This window comes from Amycolatopsis sacchari, assembly GCF_900114035.1.
In the GTDB taxonomy this organism is placed as follows: Bacteria; Actinomycetota; Actinomycetes; order Mycobacteriales; family Pseudonocardiaceae; genus Amycolatopsis_E; species Amycolatopsis_E sacchari.
Genome location: NZ_FORP01000004.1, coordinates 163,451 through 182,891, shown reverse-complemented (window position 1 = coordinate 182,891; position 19,441 = coordinate 163,451). Strand labels below are relative to the sequence as shown.

The window sequence follows — 19,441 nt, the reverse complement described above, 5'->3', positions numbered from 1 at the left end:
GAAGCGGGTCCGCCCAACAGGTCCGCCCAACAGGTCCGCCCAACGGGGCCGCCCACGGGTCCACCCAACGGGTCCGCACAGCGGGGAGCAATCCCGCTCGACGGCGCTGTCAACGCAGCGCGGTGACAGCGCGGGCCGTTGCCTCGGCGATGAGTTTGTCGTCGTAGGTGGCGTCCTTTGTGTCGCGTGTGGACAGTACTGCCAGGACTACTGGGGCACTCGACGGTGGCCACACGACGGCGATGTCGTTGCGGGTGCCGTAGCCGGCTGAGCCCGTCTTGTCCGCCGACGTCCAGCCCTCGGGCAGGCCTGCGGCGATGAGCCCGCTGCCGGTGGTGTTGTGGCGCATCAGGTCCACGAGTAGGTCGCGCTTGTCCGCGGGCAGCGCGTCGCCGAGTGCGAAGGCGCGCAGGCTGGTCGCGAGGGCCCGAGGGGTGCTCGTGTCGCGGATGTCACCGGGGGCCGCCTCGTTGAGGCTGGTCTCCCAGCGGTCGGGATGCGTGGTGGTGTCCCCGATGCTGCGCAGCGCGTTCGCGAGCCCGGCGGGGCCGCCCAGTTCGCGGAACAGCAGGTTGCCCGCGGTGTTGTCGCTCTGCTGGAGGGCGGCCTCGGCCGCCTCGCGCACGGTCACGCCGGTGTTCACACGCGGTCCGGTGACGGGGGAGTGCGACACGATGTCCGCTTGGGTATAGGTGAGCCGTTTGTCCAGGTCAGCGCCCTGTAGCAGGAGGGCACCGACGGCGAGCGCCTTGATCGTGGAGGCGTAGGCGAAGCGGTCCTCGGCGTGGTAGGCGATCTCCTTACCACTGCCGGTGTCGAGCGCGTATACGCCGAGGCGGGCGCCGAAGCGGGTTTCGAGGTCGTGGAAATCCGGGGCCGCGGTCTGCTCCGCGGGCCCGGCGGCCGGCGGCGCCGGGGTGCTCGCGCAGCCGGTGAGCAGGCCGAACAACAGCAGGACGAACAGGGTGCTTCTGGCGAACATGACTCCCACCCTTCCGGGACCTGCTCATGCTGTCCAAGACACGAACCGAGGTTTCCATACCGGATCGGCATAGACTTCGCGGCGTGGATCTGGTCGACGCCTGCCGGGCGTTCGTGAGCGTCAGCGAGCGGGGGAGCTTCACGCTGGGCGCTGCGGCCGCCGGGATTCCGCAGCCGGTCGCGAGCCGCCGCATCGCCGCGCTCGAGCGACGTCTCGGGGACCGGCTGTTCGACCGGGCGACACGCCGAGCGGTGCTGACGCCGTTCGGGCGCGAGGTGCTGCCCGCCGCTCGGCGGCTCGTCGGCCTCGCCGAGGCGTTGGAGTCCGACGCCAGGCTGGCGCGCCGTCGTCCGCTGCGCTTCGCCGTGCCCGAGTGCTGCGGCACGCGGGACCTCGCCCACCTCGACGCGGAGGCGCGGGAGCACGACCTCGTCCTCGATTTCCGCCCTGCCGCGCCAGCCGCCCGTGAGGATCTGCTGCGCACGCAACAGGTCAGGGCAGCACTGGTCGCGGCGCCCGAGGACCAGGCCCAGTGGGCCGTGCCGCTCGGGGTCGCCGCCGCCGTGGCTCCCCGCGAACGCACCGTCTACCTGGAAACCCTGCGACCCGGCCGCGGTGAGGCGGCACGGCCCCGGCGGGTGTGGCTGCAGCCGGAGGACGACGTGCCGCACCTGCGTGATCCGCTGTTCCGCCTGCGTGACGCGCTGGGCCTGCGTCCCTCGCAGGTCGTCGCCGCCGACTCTCTCGTCTCCGCCGTCGCGGACGTGCTCGGCTCCTCGGACCTGCTGCTGTGCTCGGCGGCGCAAGCGGCCGACCTCGATCTGCACTGGCGGCCGCTGGGCGAACTCCGGCTCGTCCGCGGCTACGCGCTGGCCACGACCTACGGTGACGACGAGGAACGCCTCCGGCCGCTGTCACGGTCGATCGGGCGCTGCCTGGGAACGGGGGAGGCGTGATGCTGCTGCGGGAACTGCGCGAAGTGCTCGACGACGCCGGGCTGCGGGGCTCGTTCCTGGTGCGTGACCTGCGGTCCGGTGCGGAGATCGGCTTCGAGACCGACACGCCGTGGCCGCTCGCCTCGCTGGTCAAGGTGCCGCTCGCCGTTGCCACGCTGACCCGCGTGCACCGCGGCGAGCTGGACGGCGCGACCGCGCTGGAGGTCCAGCCGGGCCGCGTCACCACGCCGGGGCCGACGGGCCTGAGCCGGTTCCGCCACCCGGCGCGCATCGCGCTCGACGACCTGCTGTACCTGAGCACGTCCATCAGCGACAACACGGCCTCGGACGCGTTGTTCGCGCTCACCCCGCCCGCGGAGGTCACGCGGATCGTGCGGGAGCTCGGCGTCGAAGGGATCGTGGTCCGGCACCTCATCGCCGAGCTGGCCGAGACGCCGGCGGAACGCTTCGGCGCCGCCGACGTCCACCTGGCGCACTCGCTGGCCATCGGAGCGGGCACCGCCGGGCGAGGTCACCGCATCCCGCAGCTCGACGTCACCCGGGCCAACACCGGGTCGGCCAGGGCGTGCGCCGACCTGCTGCAGGCGCTGTGGACCCCGTCGAAGATCGCCGCCGAGGTGGCCGACCGGGTGCGGGAGTTGTTGCGGCACCACGTTTTCCGGCAGCGCCTCGCCCCGGACTTCAGCTCGGACGCCACGGTGTGGGCGGGCAAGACCGGCACACTGCTGACCCTGCGGCACGAGGCCGGGGTGGTCGAGCACGCCGACGGCGGCCTGTTCGCCGTCGTGGCGCTCACCGAGTCCCGCGTGCCCGCCGCGCACCAGCCGGCGGCCGAGGCCGCGATGGCGCACGTCGCGCGGCGGTTGCGGGACCACCTGCGCGCGGGTTGATCACTTCGTCCAGAGCAGCGGCTGCTCGTCGTACTCGCCCTGGGCGTAGCGGGCGCCGCCGACCTGGTCGCCCGTGCTCGCGGCGTCCAGCTGGCACTCCGTGACCTGGGCGCCGACGGTCGTGAACGTCTGCGGCGTGAGCACGGTCTCGCACTGGTCCACCGAGCCGGTGATGAACGTGCCCGTGCTCGTGCCGTCGGCCAGTGCCGCCCTGACCAGGGGCGGGTTCTTGACGGACAGGTCGGTGCCGCCCAGGTTCTCGACGGTGTAGCGGACGTAGTACGGCTCGAGGTCGTTGGCGTTCTCGCCGAACTTCTGCCGGAAACCGGCCGTGTCGCCGGAGTCCACGCCGGTGACGGTGATGCCGACGTAGCCGTCCTGCCACTTCACCACGGCACGGTCGCCGAACTTCATCTTGGTGCCCGGTGCCGTGATGTTCGAGGGCACGACGGTCGTCGCCGACGTCGATGCCGGCGCCGAGGAGGTAGCGGGGGCGCTGCTGTCCGACGAGGTTCCGCACGCGGTGAGAGCGGTGGCTGCCAGGACCACGGCGCTGAGGGTGATTCGCTGATCGATTCGCATAGCGGTCCCTTCCTAGCACCCCCTGCACACGCGCCGAAGTTCGTGTTACCTTAGGTAACAGTAAACCTCGGTAACAGGCAATCGTGCGGCAAGGAGTCTGCTATGACCAGCGTCGGTACGCAGCGAGCGGAGGAGACCGAGCCCGGCCGCGAAGAGATGGCGCGGCGGTTGCTGGACTCGTCCGAGACGTTGTCCTACGACCCGATCAAGGAAGTCGACTGGGAGACCCCGCTCGACACGAGCTACCACGGCGCGAGCCCGGAGTGGAGCACGCTGTACGGCACCGCGTACTGGGCCGAGCTGACCCCGGAGCAGCAGCGTGAGCTGACCCGGCAGGAGGCCGCTTCCGTCGCCAGCACCGGGATCTGGTTCGAGATGATCCTGCAGCAGATGGTGCTCCGCGACTTCTACGCCAAGGACCCGACCGACCCCGCGTTCCAGTGGGCGCTGACCGAGATCGCCGACGAGTGCCGGCACTCGATCATGTTCGCGCGTGGTGCCGCGAAGCTGCGGGCGCCGGCCTACCGCCCCCGCCGTCTCGCGGTCGAGCTGGGCCGGTTCTTCAAGAGCACCGCCAAGGGCGAGGCCGCGTACGCCGCGATCCTGGTCGCCGAAGAGGTACTCGACGTCATGCAGCGCGACTGGATGCGTGACGAGCGCGTGGTCCCGTTCGTGCGCACCATCAACAACATCCACGTGGTCGAGGAGTCGCGGCACATGAAGTTCGCCCGCGAGGAGACCCGCGAGCGGCTCAAGGGCGCGGGCTGGCTGCGGCGCCAGTACAACGCGCTGGTCGTGGCGATCGCGTCGTACTTCATCGTCAGCAGCATGGTGAACCCGAAGGTGTACGCGAACGCGGGCCTGGACACCAGGCGCGCCGTGCGCGAGGCGAAGGCGAACGAGCACCACAAGGCGATGCTGCGGTCCAGCTGCGCGGGCCTGATGGAGTTCCTCCACTCGGCCGGGCTGCTGACCAAGGCCTCGACCTGGTTCTACAAGCGCGCCAACCTGATCTGACGCCATGGCCTTCGCGATCACCCAGACCTGCTGCAACGACGCGTCCTGCGTCTCGGTCTGCCCGGTCAACTGCATCCACCCGACGCCGGACGAACCGGACTTCGGGACGACGGAGATGCTCTACGTCGACCCGCGCACGTGCATCGACTGCGGCGCCTGCGCCGACGCGTGCCCGGTGGACGCGATCTTCCCCGCGGACAGCCTGCTGGGCCCGATGCGCGCGTACGCCGACATCAACGCGGCGTACTACGCCGATCAGGAGCCGGTGGACGTCCTCGGCCTCGCGCCGAACTTCCACGCGTGGGGGCCGCCGACGTTCGACCGCCGGATCCCCAGCGACTTCGCGCCGCTGGACGTCGCGGTGGTCGGTACCGGCCCGGCCGGCATGTACGCGGTCGAGGACCTGTTGCTGCACACCGGTTCCCGCGTGACGCTCATCGACCGGCTGCCGGTCGCGGGAGGCCTCGTGCGCTACGGCGTTGCGCCCGACCACCCGTCGACGAAGAAGATCGGCGAGACGTTCGCGCGCTTCCACGACCACCCGCGCGTGAAGCTGCGGCTGGGTGTCGAGGTCGGCCGGGACGTCTCCGTCGACGACCTGGCGGAGCGCTACGACGCGGTGATCTACGCGGTCGGGGCGTCGTCGGCGCGGCGGCTGGGAATCGCGGGGGAGGACCTGCCGGGCAGCCTCGCCGCCACGACGGTTGTCGCCTGGTACAACGGCCACCCCGACGTGGCCGCGGACGCGGTGGACCTGTCGGCCGAGCGCGTGGTCGTCGTCGGCACCGGCAACGTCGCGCTCGACGTGGCGCGGATCCTGACCGCCGACCCGGCCGCGCTGGCCGGCACGGAGATCTCGCCGGAAGCGCTTTCCCGCTTGCGCACCAGCAAGGTCCGCGAGGTGGTGCTGCTCGCCCGCCGGGGCCCGGAATCGGCCGCGTACACGAGGCCGGAACTGCTCGCGCTCACGCAGCGGGAGGACGTCGACCTGGTGGTCGACAGTCACGACCCGCGGATCGCCGAGACGATCGACGCGGCCGCGCCCGGTGACAAGGCGGCCCTGCTGCGGGACCTGGCGAGGGAGACCGTCGACTGGTCCGCGCCGCCTCGGCACGGCAAGCGCCGCATCGTCCTGCGCTTCCACTCCGCGCCGGAGGCGATCACCGGGGACAGCCAGGTCCGCGGGCTGCGTGTCGGCGGGGGCACGGAAATCGCGGCGGGACAGGTGATCCGCGCGGTCGGCTACCGGGGGACCCCGGTGCCGGGGCTGCCGTTCGACGAGCAGACCGGCACCATCCCGAACGAGGGCGGGCGGGTCCGGCCGGGCACCTACGTCGTCGGCTGGATCAAGCGCGGGCCGTCCGGCGGGATCGGGGCGAACCGGGCCTGCGCCGCGGAGACCGTGGGTAGCCTCCTCGACGAGGCCGTCGCGGGCAGGCTTCCCGCCCGGAAACGTCAGGGTCGCAAGGCGGCGCTCCTGGGCCGGCGCCGGGGCGGCTAGGCTGCGGCCGTGCGCAAGGGTGAGGTGGCCGAGGTCGCCGCGAACGTGTTCATGGCGCGCGGCACCGACGTGAACTGGGTGCTGGTGCGCGACGGCGAGGACGTCACGCTGATCGACGGTGGCTGGCCGGGTGACGTCGCCGCCGTCGAGGCGTCGGTCCGCGCCATCGGCCGCCGGCCCGAGGACGTGCGGGCCGTGCTGCTCACCCACGCTCACCTCGATCACATGGGCGCGCTGAACCACTTCCACGAGCGTTACGGCGCGCCGGTGTACACGCACGCGACCGAGGTCGGGCACGCGCGACGGGAACGGCTCGAGCAGGCCACGCCGGTGGACGTGCTCAAGCAGTTCGTGCGGCCGGGCGGGGCGGGCTGGATCCTGCGCATCCTCCGCGCGGGCGCGCTGACACACCCGTCGATCCCGCACGCGCGGCCGTTCCCCACCGAAGGCGCGCTCGACCTGCCGGGCAACCCGGTGCCCGTGCCGTGTGCCGGGCACACCTCGGGCCACGTCGCCTACCTGTTGCCGGACCAGGGGGTCGTGGCGTCCGGCGACGCGCTCGTGACCGGGCATCCGCTCTCGCGGACGACGGGGCCGCAGTTGATCCCCGCCTTCTTCACGCACTTCCTCGAGGAGTCGCGGGAAAGCCTGGACGCGTTCGCCAAGCTCGACGCCGGAGTCCTCGCGCCGGGACACGGGGAGCCGTGGCGGGGTTCGATGCCCGACGCCGTCGAGGCGGCACGCGCTTCAGCCTGAGGGCCTCGGAGCGAGCAGCCCGAGCACGATCCGGGCGGTCTCGGCGGGAGCCGAGAAGTTGAGCGCGTGCGGCTTGCCGGGGAGTTCGACGAGCCGTCCGACGGGCAGGAGCGCGGTCGCTTCGCGTGCCCACTTCCCCGACACGAGCGGATCACGCGTGCCCCGCACCACGACCGTCGGCGTGTGCAGGGCGGGCAGCTTGTCCTCCCACGGATCGCGCAGCACGTGCCGGAACGTGGCGAGGAACCGGCGCGGGCCGCACTTGAGGTAGTCGAGCCCGACGACCGGGGCGAGCGCGGGGTGCTCGCGCGGCACGTCGGCGAGCAGCCCCAGGGCCTGCCTCGGCCACGCGCGCAGGTGGGGATCCGTCGTGGGGCCGATGAACACGACGGGCCCGAGCAAGCCGGGCGAGTGCACGGCGAGATCCGCGACTACCTGGCACCCGGCGGAGTTGGCCACCAGCACCGAGCCGCCGCGCCGGGTGGCCCGCAGCCAGCCGGCGAGCGCGAGGGACAGCCCGCGCACGTCGAGCGCCTCGGCGGGGCCCGGTGAGGCCCCGAAACCGGGCAGGTCGGGCGCGCTGACGTGCGCGTGGGGAGCCAGCCGCCGGGCGAGGGGCAGGAAGTACCGGTGCGAGCAGCCCAGCCCCGGCACGCACACCACGGACGGCCCGCGCCCGAGCGTGCCCGAATGCATCGGCGTCCCACCGACCACAGTGGACTCCGGATGCCAGCCGCGCGCGATCATGGCGGGAAGATACCCTCGCCCGCAGCGCGGAAAACGCGTTCAGCCACGCAGCCGGGCGGGTAGCGTTTCGTAGCCACGCAGGATCCGCGTGCCGCGCCGGGTGGCGCCCGGCAGCAGCGTCAGGCCGGGGAACCGGTCGAACAACGCCCGCAGCCCGACCTCACCCTCCATCCGCGCGAGTGCCGCACCGAGGCAGTAGTGCCGTCCGGCCGAGAAGGAGACGTGGTCGCGGGCGTTCTCGCGGCGGACGTCGAAGCGGCCGGGATCGGTGAAGACGGCGGGGTCGCGGTTCGCTCCGGCGAGGACGGTGGTGACGAGGGATCCGGCACGGACCGGCACGCCCAGCACCTCGGTGTCGCGGACGCACGAGCGCCCGGTGAGCAGCACGGGCGGATCGGTGCGCAGGATCTCCTCGACGGCGATGGGCCACAGCTCCGGTTCACGCCGGAGGGTGTCCAGTTCCGCGGGGTTCCGGTGCAGCAGGGCGATTCCGTTGCCGAGCAGGTTCACGGTGGTCTCGAAACCGGCGGCGAGCACGAGCCCGGCGGTGGACCGCAGCTCCTGGTCGGTGAGGCCGACGCCGTCCTCCTTCGCGGCGACGAGCCGGCTGAGCAGGTTGTCGCCGGGATGCGCGCGCAGGTGGTCGAGGTGGTCGCGCAGCCAGGCGTCGAAGGACGCCAGCGCCGAGTCGACCGCGCGGAACTGGCGCCACGACAGGCCCATGTCGAGGCTGGGCGCGGCGGCGGCACCGAGTTCGAGGACGCGTTTCCGTTCGTGCTCGGGCACTCCGAGGATCTCGGCGATGACGGTGACGGGCAGCAGGCTGCAGTAGGTCTCGACGAGGTCGACGGGCCGCGCCGGGTCGAGGGAGTCCAGCAGCCCGGCGGCGATCTGCTCGGTGCGGGCGCGGAGGTTCTCCACGGCGCGGGCGGTGAACACGCGCGTGACGAGCTTGCGGTACCGGGTGTGGTCGGGGGGCTCGGTGACCAGCAGGGACGGCCGCTCGACGGGGTGCACGTGCCCGGGCTCGGACCACGCGTCGAGCCGCGCGACGAACGCGTTCTCGACCGTGCCGAACCCGGCCTGGAAGTCGTTGCTGGTCAGCACCTCTTTGACGGCGGCGTGACTGGTGGTGATGTAGGCGAAGCTGCCCTTGAGCAGGGGGCCGTGTGCCCGGATCTCGTCGAAGAGCCCGGAAAGCCCGGCGGTCGCGGTGGTTCCGGCCTGGGTGATGAGCCGGGCCTGCAGGTCGCCCCGCTTCGCCGCGGTCCGCACGGCGGTGCGGGCGAGTGCGTGCCGCAGTCCCCAGCGGACCACCGGCTTGGCGCTGTCCCGGATCCGCGTCGTGAGTGCCCTCGTCTCCACGGACTCGAACGTATCCCGTGGTGGTGGCGGATGTCGATCTGTGGTCAGCTGCGCAGGCTCGACGCCCAGGCCGTGACGGTGAGGCTGCCGGTGGTGCCGAGGTCGGTGTCGAGCGGGAGGGTTTGCGCGGCGGCGCCGGGGAGCGGGACGACCTCGACGAAGGCGCCGGTCGCGGAGTCGCCGTAGGTGACGGTGTTGGACCACGAAAGCACCGTCAGGGCGCGGCCACCGGGTGCGACGGTGAGTGGGGCGGGGCCGGGGTCGATCGCCATGTACGAGGAGTCGTGCGCGACCGTGACGGCGAGCGGTGCGCGGGTGGCGTCGAGGAGCCGGATCGCGGGGTAGCCGTCGAGGTGGACGGGTGTGGTGCCGCAGTTGGTGGCGGTGAGCACGCTGGCGCGGTGCCCGAGCGCGGCGTCGACCTCGCCCGCGGTGACGCTCAGTCCGGAGTCCGGGCAGCGTGGGCCGGGGGTGTCGACCGGGGTGCTGGGGCCGACCGTCAGCAGCGGCGGCTCGATCCCGTTGTCGGGGTGAGCGGCTTTTCCGCAGGACGCGAGCAGGGTGAGGAGCAGCACGGCGGGGAGTGCGCGCACGGTGTGGACCCCCCTGGTTCGGCGAACTGCGGGGAGCGTAACAGCCTGTAGTACCCACTGGGGGGCTTGGGTAAACTTGCCGCAGTCCGTTGACCAGCCAGCGGCTACCGGTGGACGGCCGTTCCGCGTCGTCCGCCTCCCGCGACTGGACGACGGAGGATGCAGGCCACGATGAGCGAGCTGCCGGGCGGATCGTCGGCACACCTCGACGAGGTGCGGCAGGCGCTCGAGGCGTTGTCGGACACGGTCGCCGTCACCGATGATCCCGGTGCGCTGCTGCAGGCCGTGTGCGAGCAGGTGGTGCGTGTCGTGCCCGGTGCCGACATGGCCTCGATCACCCTGGTGCGCGCCGAAGGTGCCACCACCGCCGCGACGACGCACGAAGTGGCCGTGAAGATCGACTCCGCGCAGTACGACGAGGGGGACGGGCCCTGTCTCCGTGCGGCCCGGACCGGCGAGATCGTCCGCGTGGAGATCGACACGGCGCGGCAGCTGTGGCCGCACTTCACCACTGTGGCGAGGGAGCACGGGGTCGGCAGTTACCTGGCGTCGCCCCTCGCGGTGGCCGAGGGCTTTTCGGGCGCGATCAACCTCTTCGGGTTCGGCGGACATGGTTTCCTGGAGCTGGACCAGCAGATCCTGGAGCTGTACACCCTCGTCGTGACGACGGTGCTGCGCCTGTCCCACCGCGCGACGCAGGCGCGGGAGCAGGTGCGGCACCTGCGGATCGCGATGCAGTCGCGGGCGGTGATCGAGCAGGCGAAGGGGATCCTGATGGCCGCGCACCGCATCACGGAAGACGAGGCGTTCCAGATGCTGACGACGCGCTCCCAACACGAGAACGTGAAGCTGAACATCATCGCGGCGCGCTTTGTGGAGGACAGCACCCGCCGGTGAGGTGGGTTGTGGGGTGGCGGCTTGGTGGTGGGCTTGGGGCCCGCCGTGGCTGGGTGATGCGGCCTTGCGCGCGGTGCCGCGGCTTGCGGTGATGCGGGCGTGTGCTGGCGTGGCCGCACGGCGGCGCGGGCCTGTGGTGGCGCCGCAGTTGGCGGTGGCGCGGCCGCGTTGGTGACGCGGCTTTGGCGATGCGGGCATGTGCTGGCGTGGCCGCGTGGTGGTAGCGGCTTGCGGTGATGCCGCGGACCGTGCGTCGTTGCTGGTTGTGCCTGGTCGGGCGCCGCGGCTGGTCGGGTCGCGGTCAGGGCGGGTCTTGCCCGTGGACGGCGGGGCAGACATGACGATCGACGGTGGTTGCCGCTGAGGGCTCTCGTGCCGAGTCGCCGGTTGCCTCGCCCGGGCGGGCAGGCATCGGGTCAGGCGAGATCGGGCCGTAGGGCGCAGCGTGTCGGCAGGCGCGAGGCAGGCAAGGCGCGATACCGGGCAGATGTGCTGGGCGGAGGGGGCCAGGCGGGCGAGGCGGGATCGGGTGCTTGAGATGCCAGGCCAGGCGGGCCAGGCGATCGGATGCCGGACCGCGCAGGCCAGGCACGGCAGGATCGGGTGCCGGGCGGCGCAGGTCAGGCGAGATCGGGCCGTGGGGCGCAGCGTTCGGCCGGTGGAGGCAGGCAAGACGCGAACGGGGCCGGTGTGCTGGGCGGGAGACGCGAACGGGGCCGGTGTGCTGGGCGGTGCAGGATCGGGTGCGAAGGCGTGCAAGGTCAGGCGGGGCGGGGCCGGGCAGGACCTGGGTGCCGGACCGTGTACCCCGGCGCTAGGCGGCATCAGCCGACGGGCGGCGGGCAGCCCGACGGCCCTACAGGCCGGACAACGCCAGTACTCCCGCGGCCAGCAGGAGCGCGACCTTCACCACCTCCGTGCCCACGTAGCCCAGGTGCGCCCGCGACCGCGGCGGGTCTTCCCCTGCGAGCACCCGGTCGGACCGCCGGTTGAGCACGGGCCGGATCGCCACCAGTTGCAGTGCCAGCACGCCGACGGCCGCCACTGCCGTCCCCAGAACCGGCCCCGGCACGTGGCCCGCGATCAGCGTCACCACGACCACCACTGCGAGTGCCGCCTCAACCGCGTTGAGGGCACGGAACACGAGCCTTCCGATGCCGAGTCCGATTCGGACGGTCACGTCCGGGGCCCGGAACTTCAGCGGCGCCTCGAGGAACGAGATCGCCAGTACCATCCCCAGCCAGAGACACGCCACCCCGGCCAGCGCTGCCGTCGCGGTCATGCCACCTCCTCCTGTTCCGGTTCCCCAACCAGCTCCTACGAGCTGTCCGGCAGTCACCGTAACGCCGTCAGCCAGGCAAGGTGGTGCTGCCCCTCGCCGTGGGGGTTCGTCCTGTTCCGGTTCTCGAACCACCCATATGAGCTGTCCGCCAGTGGGTAAGGCGGTCGCCCCCCGCGCGATCCGCGGCCCCACTGTGCAAGCCCTGCTGACGGTCTTTGCTTGCGTGCTGAGTGCGGCGGATTCTCGCCCTCGATGTTGTGGGAGTTGACGTTCTTGACCGTCGTGCACCGCGCGATCGCGCCGCCTAGAGGTGAACACCGCTTCACGCTCGCCCGGGGGGCCGGGAGCCCAGCGTGCTACCTTGGGGAGCAAGGACGCAATCCGCCATGTCGAGGACGAACCGGCGGACCTCGCCGCTCGCGTCACGCACCAGCCGGGTGACCTGTCATCGTCCCCTCCCTTCTGTTGTGGCAGCTGGCTGTGCGGTATCCGCCCATATCGGGCCGTCCGGAAAGCGGTGTGCCGCAAGGGATTCCGGACGCATGCGCGCGCTGTAACCCGGAGCCGTGGGCGCCAGGTAACGAGAACCGCGCATCCGCACCGGATCGACGAAGTGCTCGTGCAGGTGGTCCACGTACTCGATCATCCTGCCCTCCATCGAGCCACTGACCGCGACGAAGTCGAACATCGCCAGGTGCTGCACGAGCTCACACAGGCCGACGCCACCCGCGTGCGGGCACACCGGCACGCCGTGCGCCGCCGCCAGGAGCAGGACGGCCACCGCCTCGTTGACCCCGCCGACGCGGCACGCGTCGAGCTGGCACACGCCGAGCGCCTTCGCCTGGAACAGCTGCTTGAACACCACGGCGTTCTGCGTGTGCTCGCCGGTCGCGACGAGCGTCGGCGAGATCCGGGCGGCGATCGCCGCGTGCCCGAGCACGTCGTCGGGGCTCGTCGGTTCTTCGAACCAGTACACGTCGAACTCGGCCAGCTCGCGGAACCATGCGACCGCCTCCTCGACCCCGAGCACCTGGTTGGCGTCGATCATCAGCCGCCGTTCCGGGCCCAGTACGGAGCGGGCGATGGCACACCGGCGCCGGTCCGCTTCGAGATCGGCGCCCACCTTCAGCTTGATCGCGTCCCAGCCCGCGTCGACGGCCTCCTGGCACAAGCGCCGCAGTTTCGCGTCGTCGTAGCCGAGCCAACCCGCACTGGTGGTGTACGCCGGATAGCCGTGCCGCAGCAGGTGTTCGATACGGCTCGTACGCCCGGGCTCCTGCCGGGCGAGCAACTCCAGCGCCGCTTCGGGCGTCAGCGCGTCCCGCAGGTAACGCCAGTCGACCACGTCGACCAGCTGCTGCGGCGAGAACCCCGCCAGGTACCGCCACAACGGTTGCCCCGCGAGCTTCGCCGCCAGGTCCCACACCGCGTTCACCACGGCAGCTGTGCCGAGGTGGATCACGCCCTTGTCCGGACCGAGCCAGCGCAACTGGCTGTCACCTGTGAGGTGCCGCCACAGCCCGCCGAGATCGCCGACGAGCTCCGCCACCGTCATCCCGCGTAGGCGCTCGCCCACGAGCTGGGCGGCCCGCACGGCCAGCTCGGTGCCGCGGCCGATCGTGAACGTGAACCCGTGGCCCTCGGGCAGCGCCGCGTCGTCGGTCCGCAGCACGACGTACGCCGCCGAATAGTCCGGCGCCTCGTTCATCGCGTCCGAACCGTCGAGTTCCCGAGACGTGGGAAACCGGACGTCGGTGACGTCCACCGCCACCACCTTTGCTGTCATCGCGCCCTCCAGTCCGCTCTGACGTTCTAAACCGACCGTACCGTGTTGATCGGTTCGGCGTAACTAGCCAAAAGTCGTAGCTGGATCGGGGTGTTTTCCGGGCGTAGTCCACTTAAAACGGGGTGTTTTCATCCGTTCGAGCGGATACCACGTTTGCGTTCCCGCAAGAACGCTCCCATGCTGGCGAGAAAGAACGGGAAAGCGAGGTCGCCGTGGGCATCCAGTTCCACACAAGTGCGTTCGTTCCGGTGGTGCTGGGCTTCTTCGGCCTGGGCACCGGGTATCTCATCTACGGTCCGCAGGAGCTGTTCCGCGCGCCGCCACGCGGTCCGGCGGTGGACAGGGCCACCGGCGTCTGGGGCATCTGGCTGCCCGGGTTCTGCCAGTTCGTCACCGGGGTCTACCTGTTCGCGGCGCTGACGTGGTTCGGCTCGCTGCGGGAACCGGCCTTGTACATGGCCGCGCTGGCGTTTTCCGCCTACGGCATCCACTGGTTCGCATTGGGCTGGAACCGTTATCAGGGCAACGACGTCCGGCCCACCGGGCTGATGGCGATCGCGTTCACGATCATCTCGGTGCTGGGCGTGGTCGTGTTCTTCTCGGCGGGTGCTTGGCCGGTCGGGCTGTTGTTTTCCGGGCTGACAGCGGTCTACGTCAGCGAGTTCTTCGCCAGTTTCCGGATCGGCGGCCGCCGGGGCGACGAAAGCAGCAACCCCGCCGAGCGGGTGCTGGGGTTCTTCCACGTGGTCACCGGGCTGTGGCTGATGTACCTGACCTTCGCCACGACGCTCGACATCGCGCTCGGGTACACGCTGCCCGGAGGTTGATCCACGGTGGACTGAGCGGTTTCGCTGGCTCATACGAGAGGGGCGGAGGAGGGATCGGGTAGAGGGGTGAACGTTGTTCCAGGGTTCCGCCAGGTTCCGGTGATCCGGAGAGGGTATCCGGGCGCGTGAGGAAGGTGGTGTGACAGCGACGGCCGAGGTGGCGTTGGTGGTGTTTTAGGGAGGGTTTCGCGGAATTACAGGGATGTGATTCGCGTGCTGGATGCGGAGTAGCAAGGGTTTCACGGAGTGTGAAGAAACAGGGCTGAGCTGGGATTTCGTGCCCACAAAGGGAATTGCGCAAACGTGGTAAACGTGTGGCGATCGTCACCGTCGCGTGATATCTCGTTTTTGGTTTCGTAACCTGGCTCAGGTCCAGCGGTGATCTGCGGTTTTCCCGCCGACCGTGGACCAGCCGGCCTGGCCCCCGACGGGTCGGCGCGTCATGCCCCGACCCGAGGAGACCCTTTCCCCGTGGGAAACCACTGCGCGAACGTGCGCGCGAAACGCATTGCCCTGCCCTTCTCCGCAGCACCCCGCCACCGGGCATCAGGACGGCTCGGTGCCCGGACGGCGGTGTCCGCCGGGTTGCTCGCCCTGTCCGTCGCGGGCACGGCCAGTCCGCTGGCGCTTGCCGGACCTGGCGGTTCCCCCGCCCCGGCACCTGCCACCGGCAGCGGCTCCGGCGCTGTGTCGTTGCCGCTCGCGGCGATGGCCGACCTGGCGGAGCCCGTCACCGCGCCCGGTGAGGTCGGCGCCGTGCTTCCGCTGGGCGGTGGGCAGCCCGCGCCGCAGCCCGCCGAGGGCGCCGCGGAACTCGAGGCCGTGGCGACCCCGGTCGTGGTTCCCGCCGAAGCCGCTCCCGCGCCTGCCGGCGACCGTCTGTCCCGCTGGATCGGCGAGGCGATCGAGATCCTGCAGGCGCAGGGCGTCCCGGTGTCCATTGAGGACATTGAGGCCATCCGCACCGTCATCGACAAGGAGTCCGACGGTGATCCGGAGGCGGTGAACCGGTGGGACGCGAACGCGCGCGCCGGACATCCGTCGAAGGGTCTGATGCAGTGCACGGACTTCACGTTCGACGCGTACAAGCTGCCCGGCCACGACGACATCTTCAACCCCGTGGACAACATCATCGCGGGAGTGCGGTACACCGTCGCCCGCTACGGTGGGTTCGACAGCCACCCCGGGCTGAAGTCGCTCAGCTCCGGCGGCGGTTACCGCGGGTACTGACCGCGAGATACGTAAATCTGCTTACGCGGGATACGTAGCGCGACGGACGTCCTCCCTCCGCCCGTGCCACTAGCGTCCGGTACGGGATTCCAGGGCGAAAGGGGAGGAATGAGATGGGCGCGAGGACGGCGATGGTGGCGTTCGCGGTCGCGGGTACCGCGTTGGCCGCGGGTGGCGTAGCGGCGCTCGTGAGCGATGAGGCGCTGCCACACGGATCGTACGTGCTCGCTCGCGCTGACGGGCTTGCTGCGCAGGGATCGGTTTCGGTTCTGGGTGGCACCGGATGCGCGGTGAGGCTGGGACATCCGTGGCACGGTTTGGTGCCGCTGGGGCGCATCGACGGTGGCGCGGTGACGATCGGAAATCCGTGGCATGGTGTGGTGCCGTTGGGGCATGTCGACGGTGGTGCGGTGGCGGCCGGAAATCCGTGGCATGGTGTGGTGCCGTTGGGGCATCTCGACGGCGGTGCGGTGACGGGCGGAAATCCCTGGCATGACCCGATTCCGTTGGGGCATTTCGAAGGTAGCGCTGTCACGGTGGGAAATCCGTGGCACGGTTCGACTCCCTTGGGGCAGTTCGAAGTGGTGCCGTGACTGTCGGGCGCGGCTGATTCGAAGGTGAACCGGTGCCAGCAGGACCCGACTTACTGCCCACGGCCGGGTGCGGGCGCGGCGGGATGGCTTGCTGCCCGGGGTTGCTGTGGGCGGTGTGATCGCTGCGGGGAATCGCTAGAACGGGCTCGCGCTGGGGTAGACGTGGGTTGGCTTGCTGCTCGGGGACGCTGCGGGCGGTGTGATCGCCGGGGGATATCGCGACAAACAGTGTGCCGCTGGGGCGCCACTCGCTGCCCCTCGGACACCCGTGGTCCAACTGAATTGATCCGGGGGGATCAACCGGCCCCCGCGCTCGCCTCCCGCGTCAGCGGCGGGTGGGGCGGGGGCCGGCCTTCGGTCTCGGTGTGTCTCGTGGAGCGTCCCGGGACATCGACGAGCAGACCGGTCCGGCCCGGCTCGAAACCATGCGGTCGCCGACTTCAGTTCGATGAGCGCGCCCACCGTCGCCGCCCAGGACTTGGACCCCGTGGCATCGCCGGGGACCGTCAGCCGCGGGAGGTCGTGGTCTCGTCGGGGAGGGCGAGCAGTTCGTCCAGCACCTCGTGCGCCGTGCCGTGGCAGCTCCACAGCGGCTTTTCCGGCGTCAGGATGTCGTCCTCGTCGGCGGGGACGCGCAGGGCCGTCGCGTCGTCCTCGGCGTCCAGGCGGATCACGTCGATCACCGCGTCGTGCGGCCGCACGCCCACCACGGCGACCAGCGTTCCGCCGTCGTCACGCGGGTGGATGAAGCGGTAGCCGCGGTCGATGAGGTTCAGCAGCCGGTTTTCGACCGGGGTAGCCTCCGGGGAGCACATCGTCGAATTCGCCGTCCTTCGCACCGCGAAACTGGGGAACGATCTGGCGAGGCCCGCGGTCCGCGTCATTCCCGAAAGGGCTGGATCTTCAGGTGCATCTTGCAGGAGGCAAGCTACCAGCAGCACCTGCACGGGTAAATGCACGCGCCGCGTGCACGTGCAGCTCTGGTAGACAACCGCCCTCACTCTTTCCTCTTTAGAGCGATCCCGGCCTCCTTCGCTCGTCACGCGGAGTGAAGAAGTTTGTGCCGACCGGAAGAAATCCCTGGTGCGGGGGATGGTGGTGGTCCGAACGAGTGCTCTTGAACGGGGGTCACCCGCGCAGGCGAGGGCTGCCGTGACCACCGCGGGCACCCTTGAGGGCGAGCGATCCCAGCGTGCGCGTAGCGCGCATCACATTTGCGCGAAGTGCGCAATCAAGCTTAGAGTTGCGCACATAACGCAGCCCGGGCGCCGCCGTCCCGGGCTCCGCACGTTCAAGGAGGAGCGTCGTGGCGGTTCCCATCAAGCGCCGTATCGAAGCGATCCCCGGCGGGATGATGATCGTCCCGCTGCTGATCGGTGCGGTGCTCTACACCGTGGCCCCCGGCACGGGAAAGTTCTTCGGCTCGTTCACCGGAGCCCTGTTCTCCGGCTCGCTGACCATCCTCGCCGTCTTCTACGTCTGCATGGGCGCGGGCATCGAGGTCCGGTCGACCCCCTACATCCTGAAGAAGGGCGGCGCGCTGTTCGCGGCCAAGGTGGCCGTGTCCGTCGTCGTCGGCATCATCCTCGGCCGCCTGCTCGGCGAGCTGCCGATCAGCTCCGGCGCGTTCGCCGGGCTGTCCACCCTCGCCGTCGTCGCCGCGATGAACGACACCAACGGCGGCCTGTACATGGCGCTGATGGGCCAGTTCGGCAAGGGCAAGGACGTCGCCGCCTACTCGATCATGACCATCGAGTCCGGCCCGTTCCTCACCATGCTCACGCTGGGCGCGGCCGGCCTGTCCGCCTTCCCGTGGCAGACGCTGGTCGGCGCGGTCCTGCCGCTGCTCGTCGGCATGCTCCTGGGCAACCTCGACCCGCAGATGCGCGAGTGGCTCGGCCGCGCGGTGCCCGTGCTCATCCCGTTCTTCGCGTTCGCGCTCGGGTCGAGCATCGACCTGAAGTCCGTGTGGCGCGCCGGGCTGCTCGGCATCGGGCTGGGCGTGTTCGTGTTCCTCGTGACCGGAGCCGTCCTGCTGCTCGCGGACAAGTTCACCGGCGGCACGGGCGTTGCGGGGATCGCGGCCGCATCTACTGCGGGCAACGCCGCCGCCGTGCCCGCGATCGTCGCCGCGGCCAACCCGGCGTACCAGGCCGCCGCGGCACAGGCGACGATCCTGGTGGCGGCCTCGGTGGTGGTCACGTCCCTGCTGGTCCCGTTCGCCACCGCGTGGTTCGCTTCCAGGGCCAGGAAGAAGGAGGAGCAGCCGGTGCCCGAAGGGACGTCGTCGTGAGCGAGCGGCTGGTCATCGTCGCCGACGACCTCACCGGTGCCGCGGACGCGGCGGCCGCCTACGGGCCGCACGCCGCGGTCGCGCTCGACACCGCGCTGCCGGACACCGAGGTGGTCGCCATCGACACCGACAGCAGGCACCGCAGCCCCGAGTTCGCCGCCCGTGCCGTGGCCGCGGCCGTGCGCAGCGCGGCGGGAGCCCCGCTGTACAAGAAGATCGACTCGACACTGCGGGGCAACATCGCCGTCGAGATCGCCGCCGCGCTGCGGGAGCTGTCGGCTACGGCGCTGCTGGCTCCGGCCTTCCCCGACACCGGTCGCACGGTGACGGGCGGGGTGCTGCGGGCCGGGACCACCGTCCGTGGCGATCTGCGCGAGCTGTTCGCCGGGAGTGGCCTGAGCACGGCGCTGATCCCGCTGGACGTCGTCCGAAGTGGACCGTCGGCGGTGGTCGCGGCCTACCGCTCCGCCGCGGCGGACGTGGTGTGCGCCGACGCGGTGACGGAAGCGGATCTGGAGGTCCTGCACGCGGCGGGGGAGGCGCTCGGGCCGGACGTGCTGCTTGTCGGCTCGGCTGGGCTCACCCGCGTCGCCGCCCGGAAGCGGGGGCTGCACGCACCGTCCTTCCCGCCCGCCGCCCCCGGCTCCGTGCTCACGGTGCTGGGCAGCTACTCCGCGCTCGCCCGCGAGCAGCGGGCCGCGCTGATGGCGTCCGGTGAGGTCACCACAGTCGCGGTCAAGGCGCCCTTCGGGCCCGCCGAGCAGAGCATCGCCGGCGTGGAACTGTCCACTGTGGAGGGCGACGTGCTGCTGGTGCCCGATCCCGGCGCCCCGGTCGAACGCAAGCACGCCGCCGAGGTCGCCTCGGCGCTGGCGAGCGTCGCGGGCCGGTACGTCACCGAGCGGCGGCACGCACTGGCCGGGCTGGTCCTGACGGGCGGGGAGACCGCGCGGGCCGTGCTGCTCGCCGCCGGGGTGCGCGGGTTCGCCGTGCTCGGCGAGCTCGCCCCCGGGGTCGTCCGCTCGGCCGTCCCCGCGCTCGGCGGACTGCCCCTGATCACCAAGGCCGGCGCGTTCGGCGCGCCGGACACCCTGGAGCACGCCCGGCGCGCCCTGCACGCTCCGGCCACGGCTTCGCACTGAGG

General features: G+C 71.2%; 20 protein-coding genes. 12 read left to right on the top strand and 8 right to left on the bottom strand.

The genetic code is table 11. The features are described from left to right. Nucleotides 1–109: 109 nt before the first annotated feature. The gene (gene bla, locus BMZ92_RS09440) at nucleotides 110–982 is read right to left on the bottom strand and encodes a class A beta-lactamase (RefSeq protein WP_091505378.1); all 873 of its coding nucleotides are present in this window, start codon (nucleotides 980–982) and stop codon (nucleotides 110–112) included. 26 nt (nucleotides 983–1,008) lie between these two features. On the opposite strand from bla, the gene BMZ92_RS09435 reads away from it, so the two are divergent. Then, nucleotides 1,009–1,938 (top strand): LysR family transcriptional regulator, encoded by a 930-nt coding sequence (locus tag BMZ92_RS09435; protein WP_091505377.1) that lies wholly within the window; start codon nucleotides 1,009–1,011, stop codon nucleotides 1,936–1,938. Next, nucleotides 1,938–2,828, top strand: a complete 891-nt coding sequence (locus tag BMZ92_RS09430; protein ID WP_091505376.1) for a serine hydrolase — start codon at nucleotides 1,938–1,940, stop codon at nucleotides 2,826–2,828. The genes BMZ92_RS09435 and BMZ92_RS09430 overlap by 1 nt, the downstream gene beginning before the upstream one ends. Here BMZ92_RS09430 and BMZ92_RS09425 read toward each other — a convergent pair whose 3' ends face one another. Next, nucleotides 2,829–3,275: a hypothetical protein gene (locus tag BMZ92_RS09425; protein ID WP_143249832.1), complete on the bottom strand. Its 447-nt coding sequence runs from the start codon at nucleotides 3,273–3,275 to the stop codon at nucleotides 2,829–2,831. Here BMZ92_RS09425 and BMZ92_RS37305 point away from each other — a divergent pair. From BMZ92_RS37305 to BMZ92_RS09410, 4 genes are all read left to right on the top strand, one after another. Continuing rightward, on the top strand, nucleotides 3,262–3,399 hold the full coding sequence (locus tag BMZ92_RS37305) for a hypothetical protein (RefSeq protein WP_177228616.1): 138 nt from the start codon (nucleotides 3,262–3,264) through the stop codon (nucleotides 3,397–3,399). The genes BMZ92_RS09425 and BMZ92_RS37305 overlap by 14 nt on opposite strands. Before the next feature lie 113 nt (nucleotides 3,400–3,512). After that, nucleotides 3,513–4,427, top strand: coding sequence for an AurF N-oxygenase family protein (locus BMZ92_RS09420; RefSeq protein ID WP_091505374.1), 915 nt, complete (start codon nucleotides 3,513–3,515; stop codon nucleotides 4,425–4,427). A 4-nt stretch (nucleotides 4,428–4,431) separates the two neighbouring features. Next, a complete protein-coding gene (locus tag BMZ92_RS09415) occupies nucleotides 4,432–5,928 on the top strand; it encodes an FAD-dependent oxidoreductase (protein WP_091505373.1) in 1,497 nt (498 codons plus the stop codon). Nucleotides 5,929–5,937: 9 nt separating this feature from the next. Further along, nucleotides 5,938–6,684 (top strand): MBL fold metallo-hydrolase, encoded by a 747-nt coding sequence (locus tag BMZ92_RS09410; protein ID WP_245782975.1) that lies wholly within the window; start codon nucleotides 5,938–5,940, stop codon nucleotides 6,682–6,684. Here the strand turns inward: BMZ92_RS09410 and BMZ92_RS09405 are convergent. The 3 genes from BMZ92_RS09405 to BMZ92_RS09395 are packed head-to-tail and all read right to left on the bottom strand — an operon-like array spanning nucleotide 6,676 to nucleotide 9,389. Then, entirely contained in the window at nucleotides 6,676–7,431 is a 756-nt protein-coding gene (locus BMZ92_RS09405) for an alpha/beta fold hydrolase (RefSeq protein WP_091505372.1), read from the bottom strand. The two genes, BMZ92_RS09410 and BMZ92_RS09405, sit on opposite strands and share 9 nt — an antisense overlap. Nucleotides 7,432–7,470: 39 nt before the next feature. Further along, nucleotides 7,471–8,796, bottom strand: a complete 1,326-nt coding sequence (locus BMZ92_RS09400; protein ID WP_091505371.1) for a cytochrome P450 — start codon at nucleotides 8,794–8,796, stop codon at nucleotides 7,471–7,473. Between the two features lie 44 nt (nucleotides 8,797–8,840). Next, on the bottom strand, nucleotides 8,841–9,389 hold the full coding sequence (locus tag BMZ92_RS09395) for a DUF4232 domain-containing protein (protein ID WP_091505370.1): 549 nt from the start codon (nucleotides 9,387–9,389) through the stop codon (nucleotides 8,841–8,843). A 171-nt stretch (nucleotides 9,390–9,560) separates the two neighbouring features. Between BMZ92_RS09395 and BMZ92_RS09390 the strand changes: the two genes are divergently transcribed. Further along, nucleotides 9,561–10,286 carry an ANTAR domain-containing protein gene (locus BMZ92_RS09390; RefSeq protein ID WP_091505631.1) on the top strand — a complete coding sequence of 242 codons (726 nt, stop codon included), beginning with the start codon at nucleotides 9,561–9,563 and terminating at the stop codon, nucleotides 10,284–10,286. 856 nt (nucleotides 10,287–11,142) lie between these two features. Here the strand turns inward: BMZ92_RS09390 and BMZ92_RS09385 are convergent. Together BMZ92_RS09385 and BMZ92_RS09380 are read right to left on the bottom strand one after the other, a co-directional pair. After that, complete coding sequence (locus tag BMZ92_RS09385) at nucleotides 11,143–11,568, bottom strand: hypothetical protein (protein WP_091505369.1); 426 nt, start codon at nucleotides 11,566–11,568, stop codon at nucleotides 11,143–11,145. 445 nt (nucleotides 11,569–12,013) lie between these two features. After that, entirely contained in the window at nucleotides 12,014–13,354 is a 1,341-nt protein-coding gene (locus tag BMZ92_RS09380; RefSeq protein WP_091505368.1) for an enolase C-terminal domain-like protein, read from the bottom strand. A gap of 212 nt (nucleotides 13,355–13,566) precedes the next feature. Here BMZ92_RS09380 and BMZ92_RS09375 point away from each other — a divergent pair, with 212 nt between their 5' ends. The 3 genes from BMZ92_RS09375 (at nucleotide 13,567) to BMZ92_RS36810 (ending at nucleotide 16,004) form a co-directional block, all read left to right on the top strand. After that, entirely contained in the window at nucleotides 13,567–14,181 is a 615-nt protein-coding gene (locus BMZ92_RS09375) for a hypothetical protein (protein WP_218153428.1), read from the top strand. A gap of 471 nt (nucleotides 14,182–14,652) precedes the next feature. Further along, the gene (locus BMZ92_RS09370; protein WP_245782974.1) at nucleotides 14,653–15,411 is read left to right on the top strand and encodes a transglycosylase SLT domain-containing protein; all 759 of its coding nucleotides are present in this window, start codon (nucleotides 14,653–14,655) and stop codon (nucleotides 15,409–15,411) included. A 131-nt stretch (nucleotides 15,412–15,542) separates the two neighbouring features. Next, complete coding sequence (locus tag BMZ92_RS36810; protein WP_143249831.1) at nucleotides 15,543–16,004, top strand: hypothetical protein; 462 nt, start codon at nucleotides 15,543–15,545, stop codon at nucleotides 16,002–16,004. 506 nt (nucleotides 16,005–16,510) lie between these two features. On the opposite strand, the gene BMZ92_RS09365 is transcribed toward BMZ92_RS36810, so the two are convergent. After that, nucleotides 16,511–16,819 (bottom strand): hypothetical protein, encoded by a 309-nt coding sequence (locus BMZ92_RS09365; protein WP_091505367.1) that lies wholly within the window; start codon nucleotides 16,817–16,819, stop codon nucleotides 16,511–16,513. A gap of 491 nt (nucleotides 16,820–17,310) precedes the next feature. Here BMZ92_RS09365 and BMZ92_RS09360 point away from each other — a divergent pair, with 491 nt between their 5' ends. After that, nucleotides 17,311–18,297 carry a 2-keto-3-deoxygluconate permease gene (locus BMZ92_RS09360; protein ID WP_091505366.1) on the top strand — a complete coding sequence of 329 codons (987 nt, stop codon included), beginning with the start codon at nucleotides 17,311–17,313 and terminating at the stop codon, nucleotides 18,295–18,297. After that, the gene (locus tag BMZ92_RS09355; RefSeq protein ID WP_177228615.1) at nucleotides 18,294–19,439 is read left to right on the top strand and encodes a four-carbon acid sugar kinase family protein; all 1,146 of its coding nucleotides are present in this window, start codon (nucleotides 18,294–18,296) and stop codon (nucleotides 19,437–19,439) included. Before BMZ92_RS09360 ends, BMZ92_RS09355 begins: the two co-directional genes overlap by 4 nt. Nucleotides 19,440–19,441: the final 2 nt, after the last annotated feature.